This window comes from Bradyrhizobium sp. CCBAU 53338, assembly GCF_015291665.1.
Classification (GTDB): Bacteria; Pseudomonadota; Alphaproteobacteria; order Rhizobiales; family Xanthobacteraceae; genus Bradyrhizobium.
The window spans coordinates 1,280,897-1,298,132 of record NZ_CP030048.1; the positions used below are offsets into that span (position 1 = coordinate 1,280,897).

19 protein-coding genes are annotated in these 17,236 nt (G+C 64.6%); 8 read left to right on the top strand and 11 right to left on the bottom strand.

All coding sequences use genetic code 11. From position 1 onward, the window contains the following. Nucleotide 1: 1 nt before the first annotated feature. Nucleotides 2-544: a DUF4112 domain-containing protein gene (locus tag XH90_RS06185; RefSeq protein ID WP_194479704.1), complete on the top strand. Its 543-nt coding sequence runs from the start codon at nt 2-4 to the stop codon at nt 542-544. A 143-nt stretch (nt 545-687) separates the two neighbouring features. On the opposite strand, the gene XH90_RS06190 is transcribed toward XH90_RS06185, so the two are convergent. From XH90_RS06190 to msrA, 4 genes are all read right to left on the bottom strand, one after another. Further along, nucleotides 688-981, bottom strand: coding sequence for a hypothetical protein (locus XH90_RS06190; protein WP_027560969.1), 294 nt, complete (start codon nt 979-981; stop codon nt 688-690). A 212-nt stretch (nt 982-1,193) separates the two neighbouring features. Then, nucleotides 1,194-1,358: a DUF3309 family protein gene (locus XH90_RS06195; RefSeq protein ID WP_035731827.1), complete on the bottom strand. Its 165-nt coding sequence runs from the start codon at nt 1,356-1,358 to the stop codon at nt 1,194-1,196. Nucleotides 1,359-1,465: 107 nt separating this feature from the next. Beyond that, nucleotides 1,466-1,900, bottom strand: coding sequence for a peptide-methionine (R)-S-oxide reductase MsrB (gene msrB, locus XH90_RS06200; protein ID WP_194479705.1), 435 nt, complete (start codon nt 1,898-1,900; stop codon nt 1,466-1,468). 31 nt (nt 1,901-1,931) lie between these two features. Next, the gene (msrA, locus tag XH90_RS06205; RefSeq protein ID WP_194479706.1) at nt 1,932-2,633 is read right to left on the bottom strand and encodes a peptide-methionine (S)-S-oxide reductase MsrA; all 702 of its coding nucleotides are present in this window, start codon (nt 2,631-2,633) and stop codon (nt 1,932-1,934) included. A gap of 243 nt (nt 2,634-2,876) precedes the next feature. On the opposite strand from msrA, the gene XH90_RS06210 reads away from it, so the two are divergent. After that, on the top strand, nt 2,877-4,565 hold the full coding sequence (locus tag XH90_RS06210; protein WP_194479707.1) for a caspase family protein: 1,689 nt from the start codon (nt 2,877-2,879) through the stop codon (nt 4,563-4,565). Between the two features lie 9 nt (nt 4,566-4,574). On the opposite strand, the gene XH90_RS06215 is transcribed toward XH90_RS06210, so the two are convergent. The 6 genes from XH90_RS06215 to napE all read right to left on the bottom strand — a co-directional run bounded on the left by XH90_RS06215 (nt 4,575) and on the right by napE (nt 9,939). Beyond that, nucleotides 4,575-5,690, bottom strand: coding sequence for an ATP-dependent RecD-like DNA helicase (locus tag XH90_RS06215; protein WP_194479708.1), 1,116 nt, complete (start codon nt 5,688-5,690; stop codon nt 4,575-4,577). 88 nt (nt 5,691-5,778) lie between these two features. Further along, nucleotides 5,779-6,420: a NapC/NirT family cytochrome c gene (locus XH90_RS06220; protein ID WP_210348716.1), complete on the bottom strand. Its 642-nt coding sequence runs from the start codon at nt 6,418-6,420 to the stop codon at nt 5,779-5,781. Further along, nucleotides 6,417-6,887 carry a nitrate reductase cytochrome c-type subunit gene (locus XH90_RS06225; RefSeq protein ID WP_194479709.1) on the bottom strand — a complete coding sequence of 157 codons (471 nt, stop codon included), beginning with the start codon at nt 6,885-6,887 and terminating at the stop codon, nt 6,417-6,419. The genes XH90_RS06220 and XH90_RS06225 overlap by 4 nt, the downstream gene beginning before the upstream one ends. Further along, complete coding sequence (gene napA / locus XH90_RS06230) at nt 6,884-9,397, bottom strand: nitrate reductase catalytic subunit NapA (RefSeq protein WP_194479710.1); 2,514 nt, start codon at nt 9,395-9,397, stop codon at nt 6,884-6,886. The genes XH90_RS06225 and napA overlap by 4 nt, the downstream gene beginning before the upstream one ends. Nucleotides 9,398-9,414: 17 nt before the next feature. Continuing rightward, entirely contained in the window at nt 9,415-9,726 is a 312-nt protein-coding gene (locus XH90_RS06235; protein ID WP_194479711.1) for a chaperone NapD, read from the bottom strand. A 27-nt stretch (nt 9,727-9,753) separates the two neighbouring features. Further along, nucleotides 9,754-9,939, bottom strand: coding sequence for a periplasmic nitrate reductase, NapE protein (napE, locus tag XH90_RS06240; RefSeq protein ID WP_194479712.1), 186 nt, complete (start codon nt 9,937-9,939; stop codon nt 9,754-9,756). Nucleotides 9,940-10,204: 265 nt separating this feature from the next. Here napE and XH90_RS06245 point away from each other — a divergent pair, with 265 nt between their 5' ends. The 6 genes from XH90_RS06245 to XH90_RS06270 all read left to right on the top strand — a co-directional run bounded on the left by XH90_RS06245 (nt 10,205) and on the right by XH90_RS06270 (nt 16,026). Beyond that, nucleotides 10,205-11,410, top strand: coding sequence for an LLM class flavin-dependent oxidoreductase (locus XH90_RS06245; RefSeq protein WP_194479713.1), 1,206 nt, complete (start codon nt 10,205-10,207; stop codon nt 11,408-11,410). Between the two features lie 201 nt (nt 11,411-11,611). Continuing rightward, a complete protein-coding gene (locus tag XH90_RS06250) occupies nt 11,612-12,400 on the top strand; it encodes a helix-turn-helix transcriptional regulator (RefSeq protein ID WP_194479714.1) in 789 nt (262 codons plus the stop codon). A gap of 210 nt (nt 12,401-12,610) precedes the next feature. Then, nucleotides 12,611-13,657 (top strand): transglycosylase SLT domain-containing protein, encoded by a 1,047-nt coding sequence (locus XH90_RS06255; RefSeq protein WP_194479715.1) that lies wholly within the window; start codon nt 12,611-12,613, stop codon nt 13,655-13,657. A gap of 102 nt (nt 13,658-13,759) precedes the next feature. Continuing rightward, the gene (locus XH90_RS06260) at nt 13,760-14,926 is read left to right on the top strand and encodes a cytochrome P450 (protein WP_194479716.1); all 1,167 of its coding nucleotides are present in this window, start codon (nt 13,760-13,762) and stop codon (nt 14,924-14,926) included. 310 nt (nt 14,927-15,236) lie between these two features. Further along, nucleotides 15,237-15,785: a flavin reductase family protein gene (locus XH90_RS06265; protein ID WP_194479717.1), complete on the top strand. Its 549-nt coding sequence runs from the start codon at nt 15,237-15,239 to the stop codon at nt 15,783-15,785. Between the two features lie 85 nt (nt 15,786-15,870). Then, a complete protein-coding gene (locus XH90_RS06270; RefSeq protein ID WP_177243026.1) occupies nt 15,871-16,026 on the top strand; it encodes a hypothetical protein in 156 nt (51 codons plus the stop codon). Between the two features lie 43 nt (nt 16,027-16,069). Here XH90_RS06270 and XH90_RS06275 read toward each other — a convergent pair whose 3' ends face one another. Then, complete coding sequence (locus XH90_RS06275) at nt 16,070-17,218, bottom strand: M20 family metallopeptidase (RefSeq protein ID WP_194479718.1); 1,149 nt, start codon at nt 17,216-17,218, stop codon at nt 16,070-16,072. Nucleotides 17,219-17,236: the final 18 nt, after the last annotated feature.

Consider the following 17,236-nt stretch of genomic DNA (forward strand, 5'->3'; position numbering starts at 1 on the left):
CATGACCATGCCCGACGATGACATTCTCGCGCCACGCAAGTCCCGCTCGGGGACGCATTCGCGCGCCGATTTTTCAGGCCGCGAGGCGCGCGGACCGATCATCGACCAGGACGGCCACGAGATCCGCCCGGAAACCCTCGAGCAGGGATTTCGCGAGTTTCGCTTTGAATTCGGCAACGGTAACCCGTTCGCCAATCTGACGCGCGAGCAGCGCATCGCGCGGCTCGAGGCGATCGCAAAGCTGCTCGACGTCGCCTTCATCCTGCCCGGCACCAATATCCGCTACGGCATCGACGGGCTGATCGGCCTGATCCCCGTCATCGGCGACATCATCACCACCGCGATCTCGCTGTGGCTGGTGCGCGAGGCGAAGGCGCTCGGTGCGCCCTGGTACATCACCGCGCGCATGCTCGGCAATGTCGCGGTCGATGGCGTGGTCGGCATCGTGCCGTTCGTGGGCGACGCCTTCGACGTCATGTTCCGCGCCAACATGCGCAACGTGCGCCTCTTGCGCCGCTGGCTCGACAAGCAGCCGCGGATTTAGCCCCGGTGAATTCTGCGCAAGCAGAGCGTCAGGCTCGGCGCACCTCTCCCGCGTGCAAGCGGGAGAGGGAGAACCAAAAAGCAAAAAGCGCGACGGCCTGTCGACCATCGCGCTTGCTGCGCACATCGGAGTTTTCGAAAAACTTACGCCGCGTCGGCGTCGGTCTCGGCGGCCGGCGCCGGCTTCGGGCGGCGCGGCAGCGGGAAGGCTTCGCTCTCGTAGAGCGAGCGGATGCCGTTCTGGTCGAAACGCGCTTCCTCGACCTGGAGATACGCGCCGTTCAGCGAATCCGTCGGCAACTGCTCCATCGCGAACTGCACGGCCTCAGCCGCAGTGCCGAACCGGCGATAGGTGAAGCCTGCACGCTTCTTCTTGCGGATCGCGGCGGGGAAGAGCTCGGCGGAAGTGTTGAAGTTGAACGGACGCAGTGGACGCATGGTCAAAGACCTCGTGATCTTCTCTGGGGCTTTAAGCGCGTGGGGTTTGGGAGGGCAGGGGCCGCAATCGAGCGGGCCCGCCGCATGTCATTTTCGCCCCCTAATATAGGCCGATTTGACAGAAATGCGACCCCTGCGATGGGAGATGATGAATCCACGCATGGCAGCCCCGCAGGGGCTATAAGGCAAGTGATTTCAATGGTTTGTATGGCCTACAGCTTGCCGAGAAGCAGCAGCACGAGCAGCACGACCAGAACGACGCCGCCGATCCCCATGCCGGAATGGCCCATGCCGTAGCCATAGCCGCCGATCCGGCCCGACCAGCCGCCCAGCAGATAGATGATCACCAGGATGATCAGGATGGTCCCAAGTGTCATGGCATCCTCCCTGGCGGCCGCCGGAATTCGCCCATCGGCTGCACCGCTGGAAGAGAAAAGCACATCGCGCCGCCGGGTTCCATGGGGGAACCCGGCGGCGCGCAAGCTTATTTCGGCTCGAGCTTCAGCGCCGCCGAATTGATGCAGTAGCGCAGGCCTGTCGGCCCCGGTCCGTCGGGGAAGACATGGCCGAGATGGCCGCTGCATTTGGAGCAGAGCACCTCGGTGCGGATCATGCCGTGGCTCATGTCCCGCTCTTCGTCGACATGGCTCTCGACGGCGGGCGTGGTGAAGCTCGGCCAGCCGCAACCGGAATCGAACTTGGCGTCGGATTCGAACAGGACGTTGCCGCAGCCGGCGCAGACATAGGTGCCGGCACGGTGGTCGTGCTCGTATTCGCCGGAGAAGGGACGCTCGGTCGCCTTCTCGCGCAGCACCGCGTACTGCATCGGCGTCAATTCGCTCCGCCACTGCTCTTCGCTCTTGATGACCTTGTCGTCCGTGGTTCTCGTCTCTGTGGATTTCGTCTTGGCGTCGGGCATGGGTCTGCCGTTTCTTCTGATGATCTCGGGATCAGTTGGTGGCCTTGCCGGCACTCACCAGCGTCGGCTTCTCGATGTAGTTATCCGCGAACAGCTTTTTCAGGTTCTCGACCTTCGGGATGTCGTTATAGGCGATGTAGGGCTGGGTCGGGTGCAGCGTCAGATAGTCCTGGTGATAGGCCTCGGCCGGGTAGAACGCGTCCAGCGCACCGACCTTGGTCACGATCGGCCTGCTGAACACCTTGGCGCCGTCGAGCTGGGCGATATAGGCCTCCGCGATCTTCTTCTGCTCGTCGGAGGTGGTGAAGATCGCCGAGCGATATTGCGTGCCGGTGTCGGGGCCCTGGCGGTTGAGCTGGGTCGGGTCGTGCGCCACCGAGAAGTAGATCTGGAGGATCTTGCCGTAGGAGATCTTCTTCGGGTCGAACTTGATCTCGACGGATTCTGCGTGGCCGGTCCGGCCGGTCGAGACGGTCTGGTAGTCGGCGGTCGCCTTGGTGCCGCCGGCATAGCCGGAGACCGCGTTGACGACACCGGCGGTGTGCTGAAACACGCCCTGCACACCCCAGAAGCATCCGCCGGCGACCACGGCGGTCTGGATGCCGCTTGCGGGTGCCGCGTCCATGGCGGGTGCGGGGATCACGACGGCGTCTTCCGCGGCCCGGGTCGGTGCGGCAAAGCCCAGCGACAGGGCGGCGGTGGCGGCGAGCAGGGACAGGACGGAGCGGCGCATGGCGGATCCTCTTTCGGAAGGTCTGACAGTTTAGGGCGGTTGAGGGCGGGCGAACAGCCTGCCCGGCGTTTTCAGACACCTCAGATACGGACGGACATGCCGATTGTTACAACCGCAGTGACACGAGTCCGTGAAAAAAGCCGCACCCCGCTGACCGGCTTGGCGCCGCAGGGAACTCCGGGCTATGAACCGGCGCGATCGCCGATCGACTTAAACTGTGGTGTCTGGAGCTGATCTGACAACATGCTGCGCGTCGTCTCGCTGATATCAGTCATGCTCGTCTGCGGCGTTGCGATCGCTGCGGCCGAACCGCAAGCCGGCGACGACCTCGCCACCTGCCGCGACCGCCAGGCCGAGACCCAGGCGCGGATCACGGCCTGCCAGAATCTGCTCGACGCGGGCCGCGTCACCGGCAAGGACAAGTCGCTGGCGCTCGTCATTCGCGGCAACGCGCTGATCAACAAGCGCGATTATGACGGCGCGATCGAGACGCTGAATTCCGCCGTCGAGGCCGATCCGGACAATGTCGGCGCCATCAACGTGCGCGGCGTCGCCCGCGAGCACAAGGGCGAGGACGACCTCGCCATGGCCGACTACAACCTTGCCATCCAGAAACGTCCCAATTTCGGCTTCGCCTACAACAATCGGGGGACCATTCAACTGCGCCGCGGCGCGCTGCAAAGCGCGCTCGACGATTTCAACCTGTCGATCAGGTTCACGCCGAAATTCCTGCTCGGATGGACCAATCGTGCCCGCGTGCGCACGCTGATGAAGGATTACGACGGCGCGATCTCCGACTTCGCGGAGGCCGAGAAGATCGATCCGACCGCGCAGCAGATCGCGGGCAACCGCTGCATCACTTACGGCCTGATGGGAAAATACGATCTGGCCTTCGCCGACTGCAACGGACTGATCGGGAAGCAGCCGAAGAACGTTTTCGCGATCAACAATCGCGCCGACGTCAGCATGATGAAGGGCGACCTCGACGCCGCGCTGAAGGACTACAACGCGTCGCTGCAGCTCAACCCGAACAATGTCCGCGCCCATTCCGGCCGCGGCCAGATCTACGAGCGCAGGCATGACCTCGCCCAGGCCCGCGCCGACTACCGCTCGGCGGCCTATTCGCTGACGAAGTTCGACGAGCTCGACGTCGCGCGCGCCCGTGCCATCGCGCAGGAGCGGCTCGCCGCGTTGACGCCGCAAACGCCGGGAGGGGCGCCCGGCGGGCGCCGCGTCGCGCTGGTGATCGGCAACGGCGCCTACAGGAACGTGCACGCGCTGCCCAATCCGCCGCGGGACGCGAAACTGATCGCGGGCGTGCTGAAGGACGTCGGCTTCCAGAGCGTGATCTCCGTCAGCGATCTGACCCGCGACAAGTTCTTCGACGCGCTGAAGACGTTTGCCGACGAGGCGGAGAAGGCCGACTGGGCAGTGGTCTACTATGCCGGCCACGGCTTCGAGATCGGCGGGGTGAACTACCTCGTGCCCGTCGACGCCAGGCTCGCCGTCGACCGCGATGCCGAAACGCAAGCCGTCGCACTGGAGCAGGTGATCGCGGCGGTGGGCGCTGCGCGAAAGGTGCGCCTCGTGATCCTGGATGCCTGCCGCGACAATCCGTTCGCGCCGACCATGCAGCACACGCTGTCGCTGAAGCTCGTCGACAAGGGCTTTTCCAACATCGAGCCCGGCGCCGGCTTCATGGTGGTCTACGCCGCCAAGCACGGCGAGACCGCGATCGACGGCGACAACGGCGCCGACAGCCCGTTCTCCACCGCACTCGCCCGCGAGCTCAAGGTGCCGAAGGTTGAGATCCGGAAACTGTTCGACATCGTGCGGGACGACGTCTGGTCCGCCACCAGGCACGTGCAGCAGCCGTTCAGCTACGGCTCGCCGCCGGGCCGCGAGGATTTTTATTTCGTGGCGGGGAAGTGAGGGGCAGCCTCACACCACGATACTCAACCGCTTCGCCGCCCGCGTGATGCCCGTATACAGCCACCGCGCTCGCGAGTCCTGAAACGCAAAACTCTCGTCGAACAGCACGACGTCGTCCCATTGCGAGCCCTGCGACTTGTGCACGGTCAGCACGTAGCCGTAGTCGAACTCGTCATAGGGCTTGCGCTGCTCCCAGGCGATCTGCTCGACGCCGCCCTCGAAGCAGTCGGCGCGCACGGAGACTTTCGTGATCTTGTGACCGAGATCCTCGTCCGGCGAGAGCCGCATCGAGAGGATGCGCGATTTCGAGCGCGAGGCGTTGCGCGACTTGACGCGCCACAGGCCGCCGTTGAACAGGCCCTTCTTTCGGTTGTTGCGCAGGCAGACCAGCTTGTCGCCGGCGACCGGAAAGACGTCCTCGATGTTCTGGCGCTGCCGCACGCGCATGTTGTAGGCGCGTCGCGTGTTGTTGCGCCCGACCAGCACCTGGTCCGCGCCCATGACGCGGTCAGGATCGAGTTCCTTCCGCGACACCACCTCGCTCTCGCCGTAGCGGCCGATGTCGAGTTCGCGGCCCTCGCGCACGTCCATCGACATCCGCACGATCGGGTCGTCCTGGGCCTGGCGATGCACTTCGGTCAGCATCGCGTCCGGCTCCGAATTGGTGAAGAAGCCGCCACCCTGGATCGGCGGCAGCTGTGCGGGATCGCCCAGCACCAGCAGCGGACAGTCGAACGACATCAGGTCGCGGCCGAGTTCGGCATCGACCATCGAGCATTCGTCGATCACGATCAGTTTTGCTTTCGACGCCGGGGCGTCGTCCCAGAGTTCAAAACTCGGCTGCTCCTCGCCGGATTCGCGCGCGCGGTAGATCAGCGAGTGGATCGTGGACGCCTCGTCGCAACCCTTGTTGCGCATGACGAGGGCCGCCTTGCCGGTGAAGGCGGCAAACTTCACCTCGCCGTCGACACCCTCTGCGATGTGCCGCGCCAGCGTGGTCTTGCCGGTGCCGGCGAAGCCGAACAGGCGGAACACCGGCGGCGTGCCGTTGCGGCCGGGTTTTGCCTTGAGCCAGTCGCCGACGGCCTTGAGCGCGGCATCCTGATGCGGGGTGAAGGTGGCCATATCTGTCTTGAGGAGGGGCGAAACGATGCGATTCGCCAACCTCAAAACTAACCATTCCTCCCGCCGGTTCAAGCGGCCCGGATCGGCCCTACTGCCAGCCGGGAACGCCGCGCATGTCGGGCAGATGGTGGGCGATGCCCTTGTGGCAGTCGATGCAGGTCTTCTCGCCGGTGAACAGGAAGCGCTGATGCGCCACCGCGGCCCGCGGCGACTGCTTGGTGATGTCCATGGAATCGGCGCTGTGGCAGTTGCGGCATTCCAGGGAATCATTGGCCTTGAAGCGCGCCCATTCATGCGCGGCGAGCTCGAGCCGGTGGTCCAGGAACTTCTCGCGCGTGTCGATCGAGCCGAAGATCTTGCCCCAGACCTCCTTGGAGGCCTGCATCTTGCGTGCGATCTTGTCGGTCCAGTTGTGCGGCACGTGGCAATCCGGGCAGGTCGCGCGCACGCCGGAGCGGTTGGTGAAGTGGATGGTCGACTTCAGCTCGGCGAAGACGTTGTCCCTCATCTCGTGACAGCCGGTGCAGAACTTTTCGGTGTTGGTCAATTCCAGCGCGGTGTTGAAGCCGCCCCAGAAGACCACGCCGGCCGCGAAGCCCGCGAGCACGAGCGTGCCGAGCGCGAACACCGTGCTCGGCCGTGACAGCACGCCCCACAATTCGAGCGCGAAATCCCAGGCGCGCGCGATCAGGCCGCGCTTGGCTTTTGGATCGTCTGCGGTCGTCGTCATCGCCGGCCACCAGGACTTGCGCGCGTCAACAGCGTGTCGATGTCGGTAAAATCGTTACTGACAGGCGGCGTCGCGCTGTTCTGCGGCACGTGGCACTCGGTGCAGAAGAAGCGCCGCGGCGAGATCGAGGCCAGGAACTGGCCGTCGCGGTCCATGAAGTGTGTTATCGAGACCATCGGCGCCTGCGATTCCGCGGTGCGCGCCCGCGCGTGGCAGGACAGGCATTTGTTGCCGTTGAGGTCGATCTGGTAGCCGTCGATCGTGTGCGGAATCACCGGCGGCTGCTCCGGATAGTTGCGCACCTCCTTCTCGGACGTGTTGCGGTTCGGCAGCATCGGCGGCGCCGGGCCCTCGTCATTGAGCGGGGTCGGGCCGCGCAGGCCCGAATTCACCGTCTGCGCGGTCAGCGAGCTTGCGCCGGCGGCGATCGCGCAGGCAAGCAGGGCTATGCCAAATCGTTTCATCATGACTGGGTCACCCGCTCGATGCGCACGGCGCATTTCTTGAAGTCGGTTTGCAGCGAGATCGGATCGGTGGCGTCCAGCGTCACCTTGTTGATCAGCTTGGATTCGTCGAACCACGGCACGAAGACGAGACCTTTCGGCGGCCGGTCGCGGCCGCGCGTCTCGACGCGGGCGCGGATGAAGCCGCGGCGCGACACCACCTTCACTTCATCCCCGCGCCGCAGCTTGGCTTCCGACGCGTCATCGGGGTGCATGAAGCAGACGGCTTCGGGAAACGCCTTGTAGAGCTCGGGCACGCGGCGCGTCATGGTGCCGGAATGCCAGTGCTCGAGCACGCGGCCGGTCGAGAGCCAGAACGGATATTCGTTGTCGGGCGATTCCGCCGGCGGCTCGTAAGGCAGCGCGAAGATGCGCGCCTTGCCGTCGGGGTAGCCGTAGAACTGCACGTCCGCGCCCTGCTTGACGTAGGGGTCGCTGCCCTCGCGGAAACGCCAGCGCGTCTCCTGGCCGTTGACGACAGGCCAGCGCAGCCCGCGTTCGCGGTGATAGGTGTCGAACGGCGCGAGGTCGTGGCCATGGCCGCGGCCGAACTGGGCATATTCCTCGAACAGGCCCTTGTGGACGTAGAAGCCGAACGCCTTGGACTCGTCGTTGAGATAACCCGCCTCGATGTCGGTCACCGGGAATTTGTCGACCTGGCCGTTCTTGTAGAGCACGTCGAACAGCGTCTTGCCGCGCACATCAGGCTTCTTGGCGATCAGCTCCTCGGGCCAGACCTCCTCGATCTTGAAGCGCTTGGAGAATTCCATGAGCTGCCAGAGGTCGGACCTGGACTCGCCGGGCGCTTGGACGAGCTGGTGCCAGAACTGCGTGCGCCGCTCGGCGTTGCCGTAGGCGCCTTCCTTTTCCACCCACATCGCGGTCGGCAGGATCAGGTCGGCGGCGAGCGCCGTCACGCTGGGGTAGGCGTCCGAGACCACGATGAAATTGTCGGGATTGCGGAAGCCCGGATAGGTCTCCTCGTTGGCGTTCGGACCGGCCTGGAGGTTGTTGTTGACCTGCACCCAATAGGCGTTGATCAGGCCGTCCTTCAGCATCCGGCTTTGCAGCACGGCGTGGGCGCCGTTCTTGTCGGGAATGGTGCCCTCGGGCAGCTGCCAGATGTGCTCGGCCTTGTCGCGATGCTCCTTGTTGGTCACGACCATGTCGGCGGGGAGGCGGTGCGAGAAGGTGCCGACCTCGCGCGCAGTGCCGCAGGCCGAGGGTTGGCCGGTGAGCGAGAACGGGCTGTTGCCGGGCGAGGAGATCTTTCCGGTCAGGAGATGGATGTTGTAGACGAGGTTGTTGCACCAGACGCCGCGGGTGTGCTGGTTGAAGCCCATGGTCCAGAACGAGACCACTTTCGTCTTGGGATCGGCGTAGAGCTCGGCGAGGGCCTCCAGGCGATTGAGCGGCACGCCGGACATCTTGGCGGCTTTCTCGAGCGTGTAGTCCGACACGAACTTGGCGTAGTCGTCGAAGCTCATGTCGGTGGAGTCGTTGGCCTTGGCGGCGCCCGTCGCCTTCTTCTGCAGCGGGTGCTCGGGCCGCAGGCCGTAACCGATGTCGGTCTGTCCGCGCCGGAAGATGGTGTGCGCGTTGACGAAGTCCTTGTTGACCCTGTTGGTCTTGATGATGTGGTTGGCGATGGCGTTGAGGATGTAGAGATCGGTCTGCGGCACGAACACCATGCCGATGTCGGCAAGGTCGAAGGAGCGGTGCTCGAAGGTCGAGAGCACGGCGACGCGGACGTGCGGGGCGGACAGCCGGCGGTCGGTCAGGCGCGTCCACAGGATGGGATGCATCTCCGCCATGTTCGAGCCCCACAGCACGAAGGCGTCGGTGGCCTCGATGTCGTCATAGCAGCCCGGCGGCTCGTCGATGCCGAAGGTGCGCATCATGCCGGCGACGGCCGAGGCCATGCAGTGGCGTGCGTTGGGATCGATGTTGTTGGTGCGGAAGCCGGCCTTGAACAGCTTCGACGCCGCATAGCCTTCCCAGATCGTCCACTGGCCGGAGCCGAACATGGCGACGCCGTTCGGCCCGCGCTTCTTGAACGCCTCCTTCCACTTCAGCTCCATGATGTCGAAGGCTTCGGTCCAGGACACGGGCGTGAACTCGCCGTTCTTGTCGTACTTGCCATCAGTCTTGCGCAGCATCGGCTGCGTCAGGCGATCGTGGCCGTACATGATCTTGGAGAGGAAGTAGCCCTTGACGCAGTTGAGGCCGCGATTGACCTCGGCCTTGATGTCGCCATGGGTGGCGACGACGCGGTTGTCCTTGGTCGCGACCATCACCGAGCAGCCGGTGCCGCAGAACCGGCAGGCGGCCTTGTCCCATTTCAGTTCGGAGGAGTCGCGCTCGGCAACGAGATTGGCGGCGAGCGAAGGCGCCGGCATGCCCGCTGCGGCCGCCGCGATGGCGGCGGCCTCGAGCTTGAGCATCTGGCGGCGGTCGAGCTTTGGCGATGTCATGATGGCTCTCCCGGCCTTCAGGTTTCGATGGCGTGAAAGACGAGCGCTGCGGAATAGACGTCGCGCAGCGACTGGATGGTGTTGAGCAAGGTGCCGAGGCTGCCGGCGTCAGGCGCTTCGGTCACGACGACGAGCTTGCCTCTGATATCGCGGCCGTGGATCTCGCAGCCGGGAAGCGCCGTGATCTCGGCCTCGACCTCGGTGAGGCGCTCGGGGCGGGCCTGCACCAGGATGCTGGCGATCTCGCAGCCCGGAGGGGTGATGACCCTGTCGGTGCTGAGCACCCGGCCGGTGATCAATGCGCGGCGGTTGAGTGTGGCGTGAGCCATGATGCCTGTCTTTCGCTTGTCGGGGGATCAATGCGGGGAGCTTGGCGGGCCGGGAGGCCCGGCGAACATCTGGTAGATCCAGACGCCGAGCCCGTAGGAGCCGACCGTTCCGACCGCGAGGACCGGCATCACGACCGCGGTCAGGAACAGGAACGCAAATATCTCCATGCGCTTGCGGCGCGCACGCGAGGTCGTGTCGTCAGGGGCCGACATATTCGGTCTCTCTGAAATTTTGGGAATCGGGACGGCATCCGGGCCGCTGCCTTGCTGCACTTTTGATGCAGCAGGCGGGTTGACGCGTTGATCTGGATCAACAGGTCGAGTTCGCCACACCCTGCAGCCCGCGCCGCACTCGGGCATGCATTTCTCCGTGCATGGGGGAATCATCTCCCGCATGGCGGAATTGCCGCCGCGTAGACAGGAGCTTCCCACCCATTAAGATGCCCGCAACAAGAATAAGCGCGGGAGAGACGTCGTCATGAAGTTCGGCATCTTCTATGAGCTGCAGCTGCCGCGGCCCTGGGTGGCCGGCGACGAGCTCGCCCTTTACCAGAACGCGCTCTCGCAGATGGAACTCGCCGACGGTCTCGGCTACGACCACGCCTGGGTGGTCGAGCATCACTTCCTCGAGGAATATTCGCACTCGCCGTCGCCTGAATCGTTCCTCGCGGCCGCCAGCCAGCGCACAAAAAACATCCGCCTCGGCCACGGCATCCTCCAGCTCACGACCAATCATCCGGCGCGCGTCGCCGAGCGTGTCGCGGTGCTCGATCTGCTCTCGAACGGCCGCTGCGAATTCGGCATGGGCGAGAGCGCGTCCATCACCGAACTGACGCCGTTCGGCCGCGACATGGAAACCAAGAAGGAAGTCTTTGAAGAGGCCGTGCAGGCGATCTTCCCGATGTTCAAGGACGCGGGCAGCGAGCATCACGGCAAGTATTTCGACATCCCCTTGCGCAACGTCGTGCCGAAGCCCGTGCAGAAGCCGCATCCGCCGCTGTGGCTGGCCTGCTCGCAACTGCCGACCATCGAGCGCGCCGGCCGTTACGGCTTTGGCGCGCTCGGCTTCCAGTTCGTCAGCGCCGACGCCGCGCATGCCTGGGTGCATGCCTATTACAACGCGATGACAAAACGGCTGCACAAGCTCGCCGACTACGAGATCAACCCGAACATGGCGCTGGTGTCGTTCTTCATGTGCGCCAAGACCGATGAAGAAGCGCGTGCGCGCGCCGACGGCGCCACCTTCTTCCAGTTCGCGCTGCGCTTCTACGGCGCCTCGCAGAACCGCCAGCGGCCCGCGCCCTACACCGTCAACATGTGGGACGAGTACGTTAAATGGAAGCGCGACAATCCGGAAGCACAGGAGGCCGCGCTGCGCGGCGGCCTGATCGGCTCGCCGGAGACGATCCGGAAGAAACTGAGGCGCTTCCAGTCCTCGCATATCGACCAGGTCATCCTGCTGAATCAAGCGGGCAAGAACAGCCACGAGCACATCTGCGAATCGCTCGAGCTGTTCGGCCGCGAGGTGATGCCGGAGTTCCAGAACGATCCCGCGCAGGCGGCCTGGAAGCAGGGCGTCATGGGCGGCGAGATCAAGCTCGAAGAAATCGACACCGAGGCCTTTACGGATCGCTACGGCAAGCTCGCGATCAACGTCGCCCCAGTGAAGGTGGCGGCGGGGTAGGGCAATCGCATACGGTATGTCACGAGGATTGCTCGCGGCTTGCTCCGCATCTTCCGCACGCAAGCGGGAGAGGGAGCCCAGTGCCGATGCTGCGGCATCGTTCGCGCCATATACGATTTGTAGTGCGGGGAAGGGGCCAGCTTCCGGCACGCCGCTCGTGCTGATATCCTCGCGCAAAAGAACGTCCTGCGGAGGACTCCCATGCGGCCCCACGCGATGGCCTCAAATCCGGCGGCTGGCGACGTCACGCCCGCGGTGCTTGCGATCGGCCGTCCCGACTTCCCGAACATCCTCATCGACACGTTGCGCCGGCAGGCCGGCGTCGGCCATTGCATGGTGTTCGCCCTGACGCGCGCGGGTAGTGCGAGCTGTCTGCTCGACGTCGGCAACATCCCGACCGGCAGCGATCTCGGCGCCGCCTATGCCGGCCAGTTCCACGAATCCGATCCCAACCGCGATGCGCTGTTCGAGGGCGAGGGCAGCGGGCCGATTATGCTGCCATCCTTCACGCCACGCATGTACGGCGCGCGCTATCGGAAAATCTTCTTCAACGATTCCGACATCGTCGACAAATGCGCCACCGCGATCTGGACTGGCGGCACCTGCTTCTACGTCAATTTCTACCGCATCACGTCCCAGGGACGCTTCGCTGATACCGAGCGCGCGCGGCTCCAGACCATCGCACCCGCGATTGGCGCCAGCGTCGCACGTCATTTCCAGCAGGCGGTCACCGCAACCGCCGACCAGAACCTCGCCACGCTGTTCGCGACCCGCGCGCCACTCTCTGCGTTGACGCCGCGCGAGCAGGACGTCTGCCGCCGCATCCTGCTCGGCTTCAGCTCCGAGGCGATCTCGCAAGAACTCGGCATCAGCCTGCATTCGACCCTGACCTACCGCAAGCGCGCCTATGAGCGGCTCGGCATCTGCTCCCAGAACGAGTTGTTTGCGATCGTGCTGGGGCTGCTGGCGGGGGCGCGCGGCCTGAACTGAGGGGGAGATGGACGCCGGGCGACCTGCGGCTCCGTCGGGTCCTGAGGGCAGTCTTTGCCCCAAAGCGGGACACATCCGATGATTGGCGAGGCGGAAAGTCTGCTCCCGTTCACCTCATTTAAACCATAACGGTCTACGAAGGGGGCTCACCACAGGCCGCAGGAACATGCGAACAGCCTTTGTACGGAAGCCATCCGTGGACTTCGGGCAATGAAGGTTTGGCAGACCGGCTGCATCGTGGGTGTCATTGCCTCCGTGGGACTTTACCTGGCCGCCGGTAACAGAACGGCCGCGACGGTGCCTGAAGTCATGCCGGAAGCGGCAGCGAGCATGACGGCTCCTGCGAACATCGTGGCTCCTGCGAACATGGTGACGCCTGCGCTATACGCAGACGCATCCGCCAGGCTTGCGGCGGCGCTTCGGGCAGAAAGAGCAGAGCTTGGCTCGGTGACGTCAGCAGCTTCCGCGCCGTCGAGCACCGGAGCCGGAATCGCCGATGTTTCCGTCGCGCCGAAATTGGCATCGTTGGGAGAGGATATCGTCCAGCCGCTGCCGGCAGCACGCGATGCGTCCGACGATGCCCCGAAAGCGGCGCCGACGCAGGATTTCCGTTATCTGATCTATTACATCTGGTCCGAACTGCCGCCCGCCGAGAAACCGGCGGAGACCGTCCTGCGCGCGTTCAAGGACATCCCGCTCGGAACGCCGGCCGAAGAGATCAAGCGCGCTGCCGACGCCTTCGGTCTCGATGTCAATTTCATGATGGCGGTTGCCAAGATCGAATCCGGTCTCAACCCCAATCAACGCACCGGGTCGTATATCGGTCTGTTTCAGCTGAGCAAATACGAGTTCGGCAAGTTCGGATTCGGGCAGATTCTCAATCCGCGGGACAACGCCGTTGCGGCCGCCTACAAGATCATTACCGAGGGCGTCCAATTCGAATGGATCACGCACCGCAAGCCGGACATGAGCGATCTTTACCTGATCCATCAGCAGGGTTGGGAAGGCGCCGCCGAGCACATCAGCCGGCCCGCTCGCCTCGCCTGGAAATCCATGTGCGCCACCGGCGAAGGCAAGGAGAAGGGCGAGAGGTGGTGCAAACGCGCGATCTGGGGCAATGCACTTCCTGCGTTCAAGCGCACCTGGAAATCGGTGGACAACGTGACTTCGGAGGCGTTCGTCGGCATGTGGCGCGGCCGGGTCGCCGAATTCTACACGAAATATGTGGCGACCGCGGCTGCGGCGGCCAACCAATGATTTCGTTGTCGGCACCTTCATGGCGTCCGTCCCTATCGCTAGGGACAGACGCCGGTGGCGGAATTCGCTAGGCTGGGCGGAAAGACATCCGAGGAGCCCGCCTTGAGCACCGCGCCGCGCGTCGATATCGATCCCACTTCGTTCTGGGCCGATCCCTATCCGATGCTGGCAAAAATGCGGAAAGAGGCACCGATCGCCTTCGTACCGCAGCTTGGCTCGACATTGCTGACCAGCCGCGACGATATCTCGATCTCGGAGAAGCAGATCGACGTGTTCTCCTCGCACCAGCCGGCCGGCCTGATGAACCGGCTGATGGGCCACAACATGATGCGCAAGGACGGCGAGGCGCACCAGGTCGAGCGGCGCGCGATGTTTCCGACGGTGTCGCCGAAGACGGTGAAGGCGCATTGGACGGCGGTGTTCCAGGCTCACGCTGACCGAATCATCGATGCGATCGCGCCGGGGCGGATCGATCTCATGCGCGACTTCGCGCTGCCGTTCTCCGGCGAATGCCTGAAGTCGATCACCGGCCTCACCAACATCGGCTTTGCGGACATGGATGCGTGGTCGCAGGGCATGATCGAGGGCATCGCCAATTACGGTGGCGATCCCGCGGTCGAGGCGCGCTGTCACGCCGCGACGTCGGGCATCGATGCTGCGATCGACGACATCCTGCCGGTGATGCGCAAGAATCCTGACCAGAGCATTTTGGGCGTTCTCCTCGCTTCGGGCATGGCCATGGATAGCGTGCGCGCAAATGTGAAGCTCGCGATCTCGGGCGGCCAGAACGAGCCGCGCAAGGCCATCGCCGGCACGGTGTGGGCATTGCTGACGCATCCCGGGCAGCGCGACCTCGTGCGCAGGGGCGAGGTGACATGGCTCGCAGCGTTCGAGGAATACGCCCGCTGGATCTCGCCGATCGGGATGTCGCCGCGGCGCATAGCCAGGCCGTGGAGCATCCGCGACGTCACCTTCGAAACCGACGATCGCGTGTTCCTGATGTTCGGCTCCGCCAACCGCGACGAGAAGCATTTCGAGCGCGCCGATCAATTCGACGTGCGGCGCGACACCTCGAAGAGCGTCGCCTTCGGCGCCGGCCCGCATTTCTGCGCCGGAGCCTGGGCTTCGCGCGCGATGATCGCCGACGTCGCGCTGCCGACGCTGTTCGCCCGTGCCGGGGATATCGAGATCGCCGAGGACGAGCCGGTGCGGATCGGCGGCTGGGCGTTCCGTGGTTTGCAGAACCTGCCGGTGCGGTGGCTGCAGTAGCCGGGCAAAGGCGATCCAATCGAACGCCGCCATGATGTCATCATGCGCCTGTTTTGCCCGACGAGTCAATTTTATTTCTGATTATCCGCAGGTGATCGTTTTCGCTTGCCGGGGCTACTGTGCATGGGGTTGTTTTCGGGATTCCGGCTCCTGTGCGCTCCGCCGCCAGGCAGCGTGTGCGCTGTCCGGCCGGGCCGGGCGGCCTCGTGGGCTCGATCCTGAGCCACCTTTTGTTGGCGGACGATCGTACCTAAATAGACGGGAGCCCCGCTTCGGGGACTGTGCCAGGAATGTAGTGCCCCGCGATCTCATGACCGAAACTGCCGTCTCGTCCGCCGATTTCCGCGGCGCCATGCGCCACCTCACCGGCGGCGTCAGCATCATCACCGCCGGGCGGGGCAAGGACATCACCGGCATGACGGTCACCTCGGTGACCTCGCTGTCGGTCGATCCGCCGACCCTGCTGGTCAGCATCAACCGCGATGCTTCGTCCTTCCCGCTGATCCGCCGCTATGGCGCCTTCGGTGTCAACATCCTCGCGGCTGACCAACTCGACATCGCCGAGCGTTTTGCCGGCAAGGGTGGCCTGAAGGGTGCCGATCGTTTTGCGGGCGCCCAATGGGTGACAGCCACCTCCGGCGTGCCGTTGCTGGTCGGCGCATTGTCCTCCGTCGATTGCGAGGTCGAGGACGTCGTCGAGCGCCATTCGCACGGCATCGTCATCGGCCGCGTCAGGACCATCGGAAATTCGACCCGCACCGCGGCGCTCGCCTATTGGCACGGCCAGTATGTGGCGGTCGGCCAGGACGAGGACGCCGCGCGGCTCGCCGAGGTCGGCGTTCCCGCGCACGGCGTTTGATCGCCGCGCTCAGGCTGGCGTTTTCTCCTTCACCGCTCTAGAAGCCCTTGAGCCTCCCAGGGCGGGACGGCCATGGAGCGGAGCTATGAAGCGCGTCGGGACCTGGGCCTTCTACGCCGTCGGCGCGCTGGCGATCGTCTATCTCGCGCTCTACGCCTATGCGATGTTCCGCGGCCAGCCCTTCGTGCCTGGCGATCCCATCCACATTTTCCGCAAGCCGGACGCGCCGAGTTATTCGTAAAGTCTCTCCTCGTCATGGCCGGGTTTGAAGGAGGATGCGGCGACTACCCCCGCAAAATCGCCAGCGCCAGCGCCTGCGCGCGCGGCACGATGCTGTCGAGCTCGAGATATTCCTCCGGCGAATGTGCGAGCCCGCCGACCGGCCCGACGCCGCAGATGGTCGGCGTCCCCACCGCGGCGGTGAAGCCGGAATCGGCGCAGCCGCCGGAGAATTCGCCTTGCAGCGTGGTGAGGCCGGCCTGCTTCGCGGCGGCCTGATAGTTTTCGAACAGTGCCTTCGAGCTCTCGCTCTGCACGACGGGCACGAACTCGCCCTTGATCGTCAGCGTCGCGCTGGTGCCGGGCACGTAAGGCGTCGCGATGATCCGATCGATTTCGGCCATGACGATGGCGCGATCCTTCGGATCGACATAGCGCATGTCGATCTGGCCCTCGGCGTAAGGCGCGGTCGTGTTGACGGACTGGCCGCCCGAGATGAGACCGACATTGAGCGTGATGCCCTTGGTGAGGTCGGTCAGCGCATGGATCTGGATGATCTTGTGCGCGAGCTCGCCGATTGCACTGATGCCTGCCGCGAAATTGGCGCCGGAATGCGCCGCCTTCCCGGTGATCGCCATGTGCATGAAGATGCCGCCCTTGCGGCTGGTGACGACATTGCCAGTGGGCCGGCCGGGCTCGGAATTGAACACCGCGCGCGCAGAGCGTCCTTCGCGTTCGATCACGGGGCGCGAGGAGGGCGAGCCGATCTCCTCGTCCGAGGTGATCAGCAGCTTGATCGGATGCGGGTTGCCGCCGAACTTGTGGAAGGCGGTGGCCACGAAGATGTTCATCACGACGCCGGCCTTCATGTCGGCGACGCCGGGCCCGTAGGCACGCTTGTCCTTGATCGTGAACGGACGACGTCCGGCCTCGCCCTTGCCGAACACGGTGTCGCGATGCCCCATCAACAGCACCGGCTTCTCGTTGCTGCCGGGCTTTGCCACCTCGGCATGGATGGCATCGCCAAAGCTGTCATGGCCTTCGCGCCGGAACGGAATGCCGTGCTCGGCAAAATGCCGCTCGAACCGCGCACCGACCGCATCGACGCCTTCCTTGTCGTAGGACCCGGAATCGATGTTCACGACGTCGCGCAACAGGTCGATCATCGCCTGCCGCTGCGACGCCAGCCAATCCGTGATTTGAGCTTCAGACATCTGGTTCCTCGCGTGGTT

Excerpts from the sequence above, each read along its gene's own strand:
- XH90_RS06185 (WP_194479704.1), top strand. The coding sequence starts at position 2 with ATGACCATGCCCGACGATGACATTCTCGCGCCACGCAAGTCCCGCTCG.
- XH90_RS06190 (WP_027560969.1), bottom strand. The coding sequence starts at position 981 with ATGCGTCCACTGCGTCCGTTCAACTTCAACACTTCCGCCGAGCTCTTC.
- XH90_RS06195 (WP_035731827.1), bottom strand. The coding sequence starts at position 1,358 with ATGACACTTGGGACCATCCTGATCATCCTGGTGATCATCTATCTGCTG.
- msrB (WP_194479705.1), bottom strand. The coding sequence starts at position 1,900 with ATGCCCGACGCCAAGACGAAATCCACAGAGACGAGAACCACGGACGAC.
- msrA (WP_194479706.1), bottom strand. The coding sequence starts at position 2,633 with ATGCGCCGCTCCGTCCTGTCCCTGCTCGCCGCCACCGCCGCCCTGTCG.
- XH90_RS06210 (WP_194479707.1), top strand. The coding sequence starts at position 2,877 with ATGCTGCGCGTCGTCTCGCTGATATCAGTCATGCTCGTCTGCGGCGTT.
- XH90_RS06215 (WP_194479708.1), bottom strand. The coding sequence starts at position 5,690 with ATGGCCACCTTCACCCCGCATCAGGATGCCGCGCTCAAGGCCGTCGGC.
- XH90_RS06220 (WP_210348716.1), bottom strand. The coding sequence starts at position 6,420 with ATGACGACGACCGCAGACGATCCAAAAGCCAAGCGCGGCCTGATCGCG.
- XH90_RS06225 (WP_194479709.1), bottom strand. The coding sequence starts at position 6,887 with ATGATGAAACGATTTGGCATAGCCCTGCTTGCCTGCGCGATCGCCGCC.
- napA (WP_194479710.1), bottom strand. The coding sequence starts at position 9,397 with ATGACATCGCCAAAGCTCGACCGCCGCCAGATGCTCAAGCTCGAGGCC.
- XH90_RS06235 (WP_194479711.1), bottom strand. The coding sequence starts at position 9,726 with ATGGCTCACGCCACACTCAACCGCCGCGCATTGATCACCGGCCGGGTG.
- napE (WP_194479712.1), bottom strand. The coding sequence starts at position 9,939 with ATGTCGGCCCCTGACGACACGACCTCGCGTGCGCGCCGCAAGCGCATG.
- XH90_RS06245 (WP_194479713.1), top strand. The coding sequence starts at position 10,205 with ATGAAGTTCGGCATCTTCTATGAGCTGCAGCTGCCGCGGCCCTGGGTG.
- XH90_RS06250 (WP_194479714.1), top strand. The coding sequence starts at position 11,612 with ATGCGGCCCCACGCGATGGCCTCAAATCCGGCGGCTGGCGACGTCACG.
- XH90_RS06255 (WP_194479715.1), top strand. The coding sequence starts at position 12,611 with ATGAAGGTTTGGCAGACCGGCTGCATCGTGGGTGTCATTGCCTCCGTG.
- XH90_RS06265 (WP_194479717.1), top strand. The coding sequence starts at position 15,237 with ATGACCGAAACTGCCGTCTCGTCCGCCGATTTCCGCGGCGCCATGCGC.
- XH90_RS06270 (WP_177243026.1), top strand. The coding sequence starts at position 15,871 with ATGAAGCGCGTCGGGACCTGGGCCTTCTACGCCGTCGGCGCGCTGGCG.
- XH90_RS06275 (WP_194479718.1), bottom strand. The coding sequence starts at position 17,218 with ATGTCTGAAGCTCAAATCACGGATTGGCTGGCGTCGCAGCGGCAGGCG.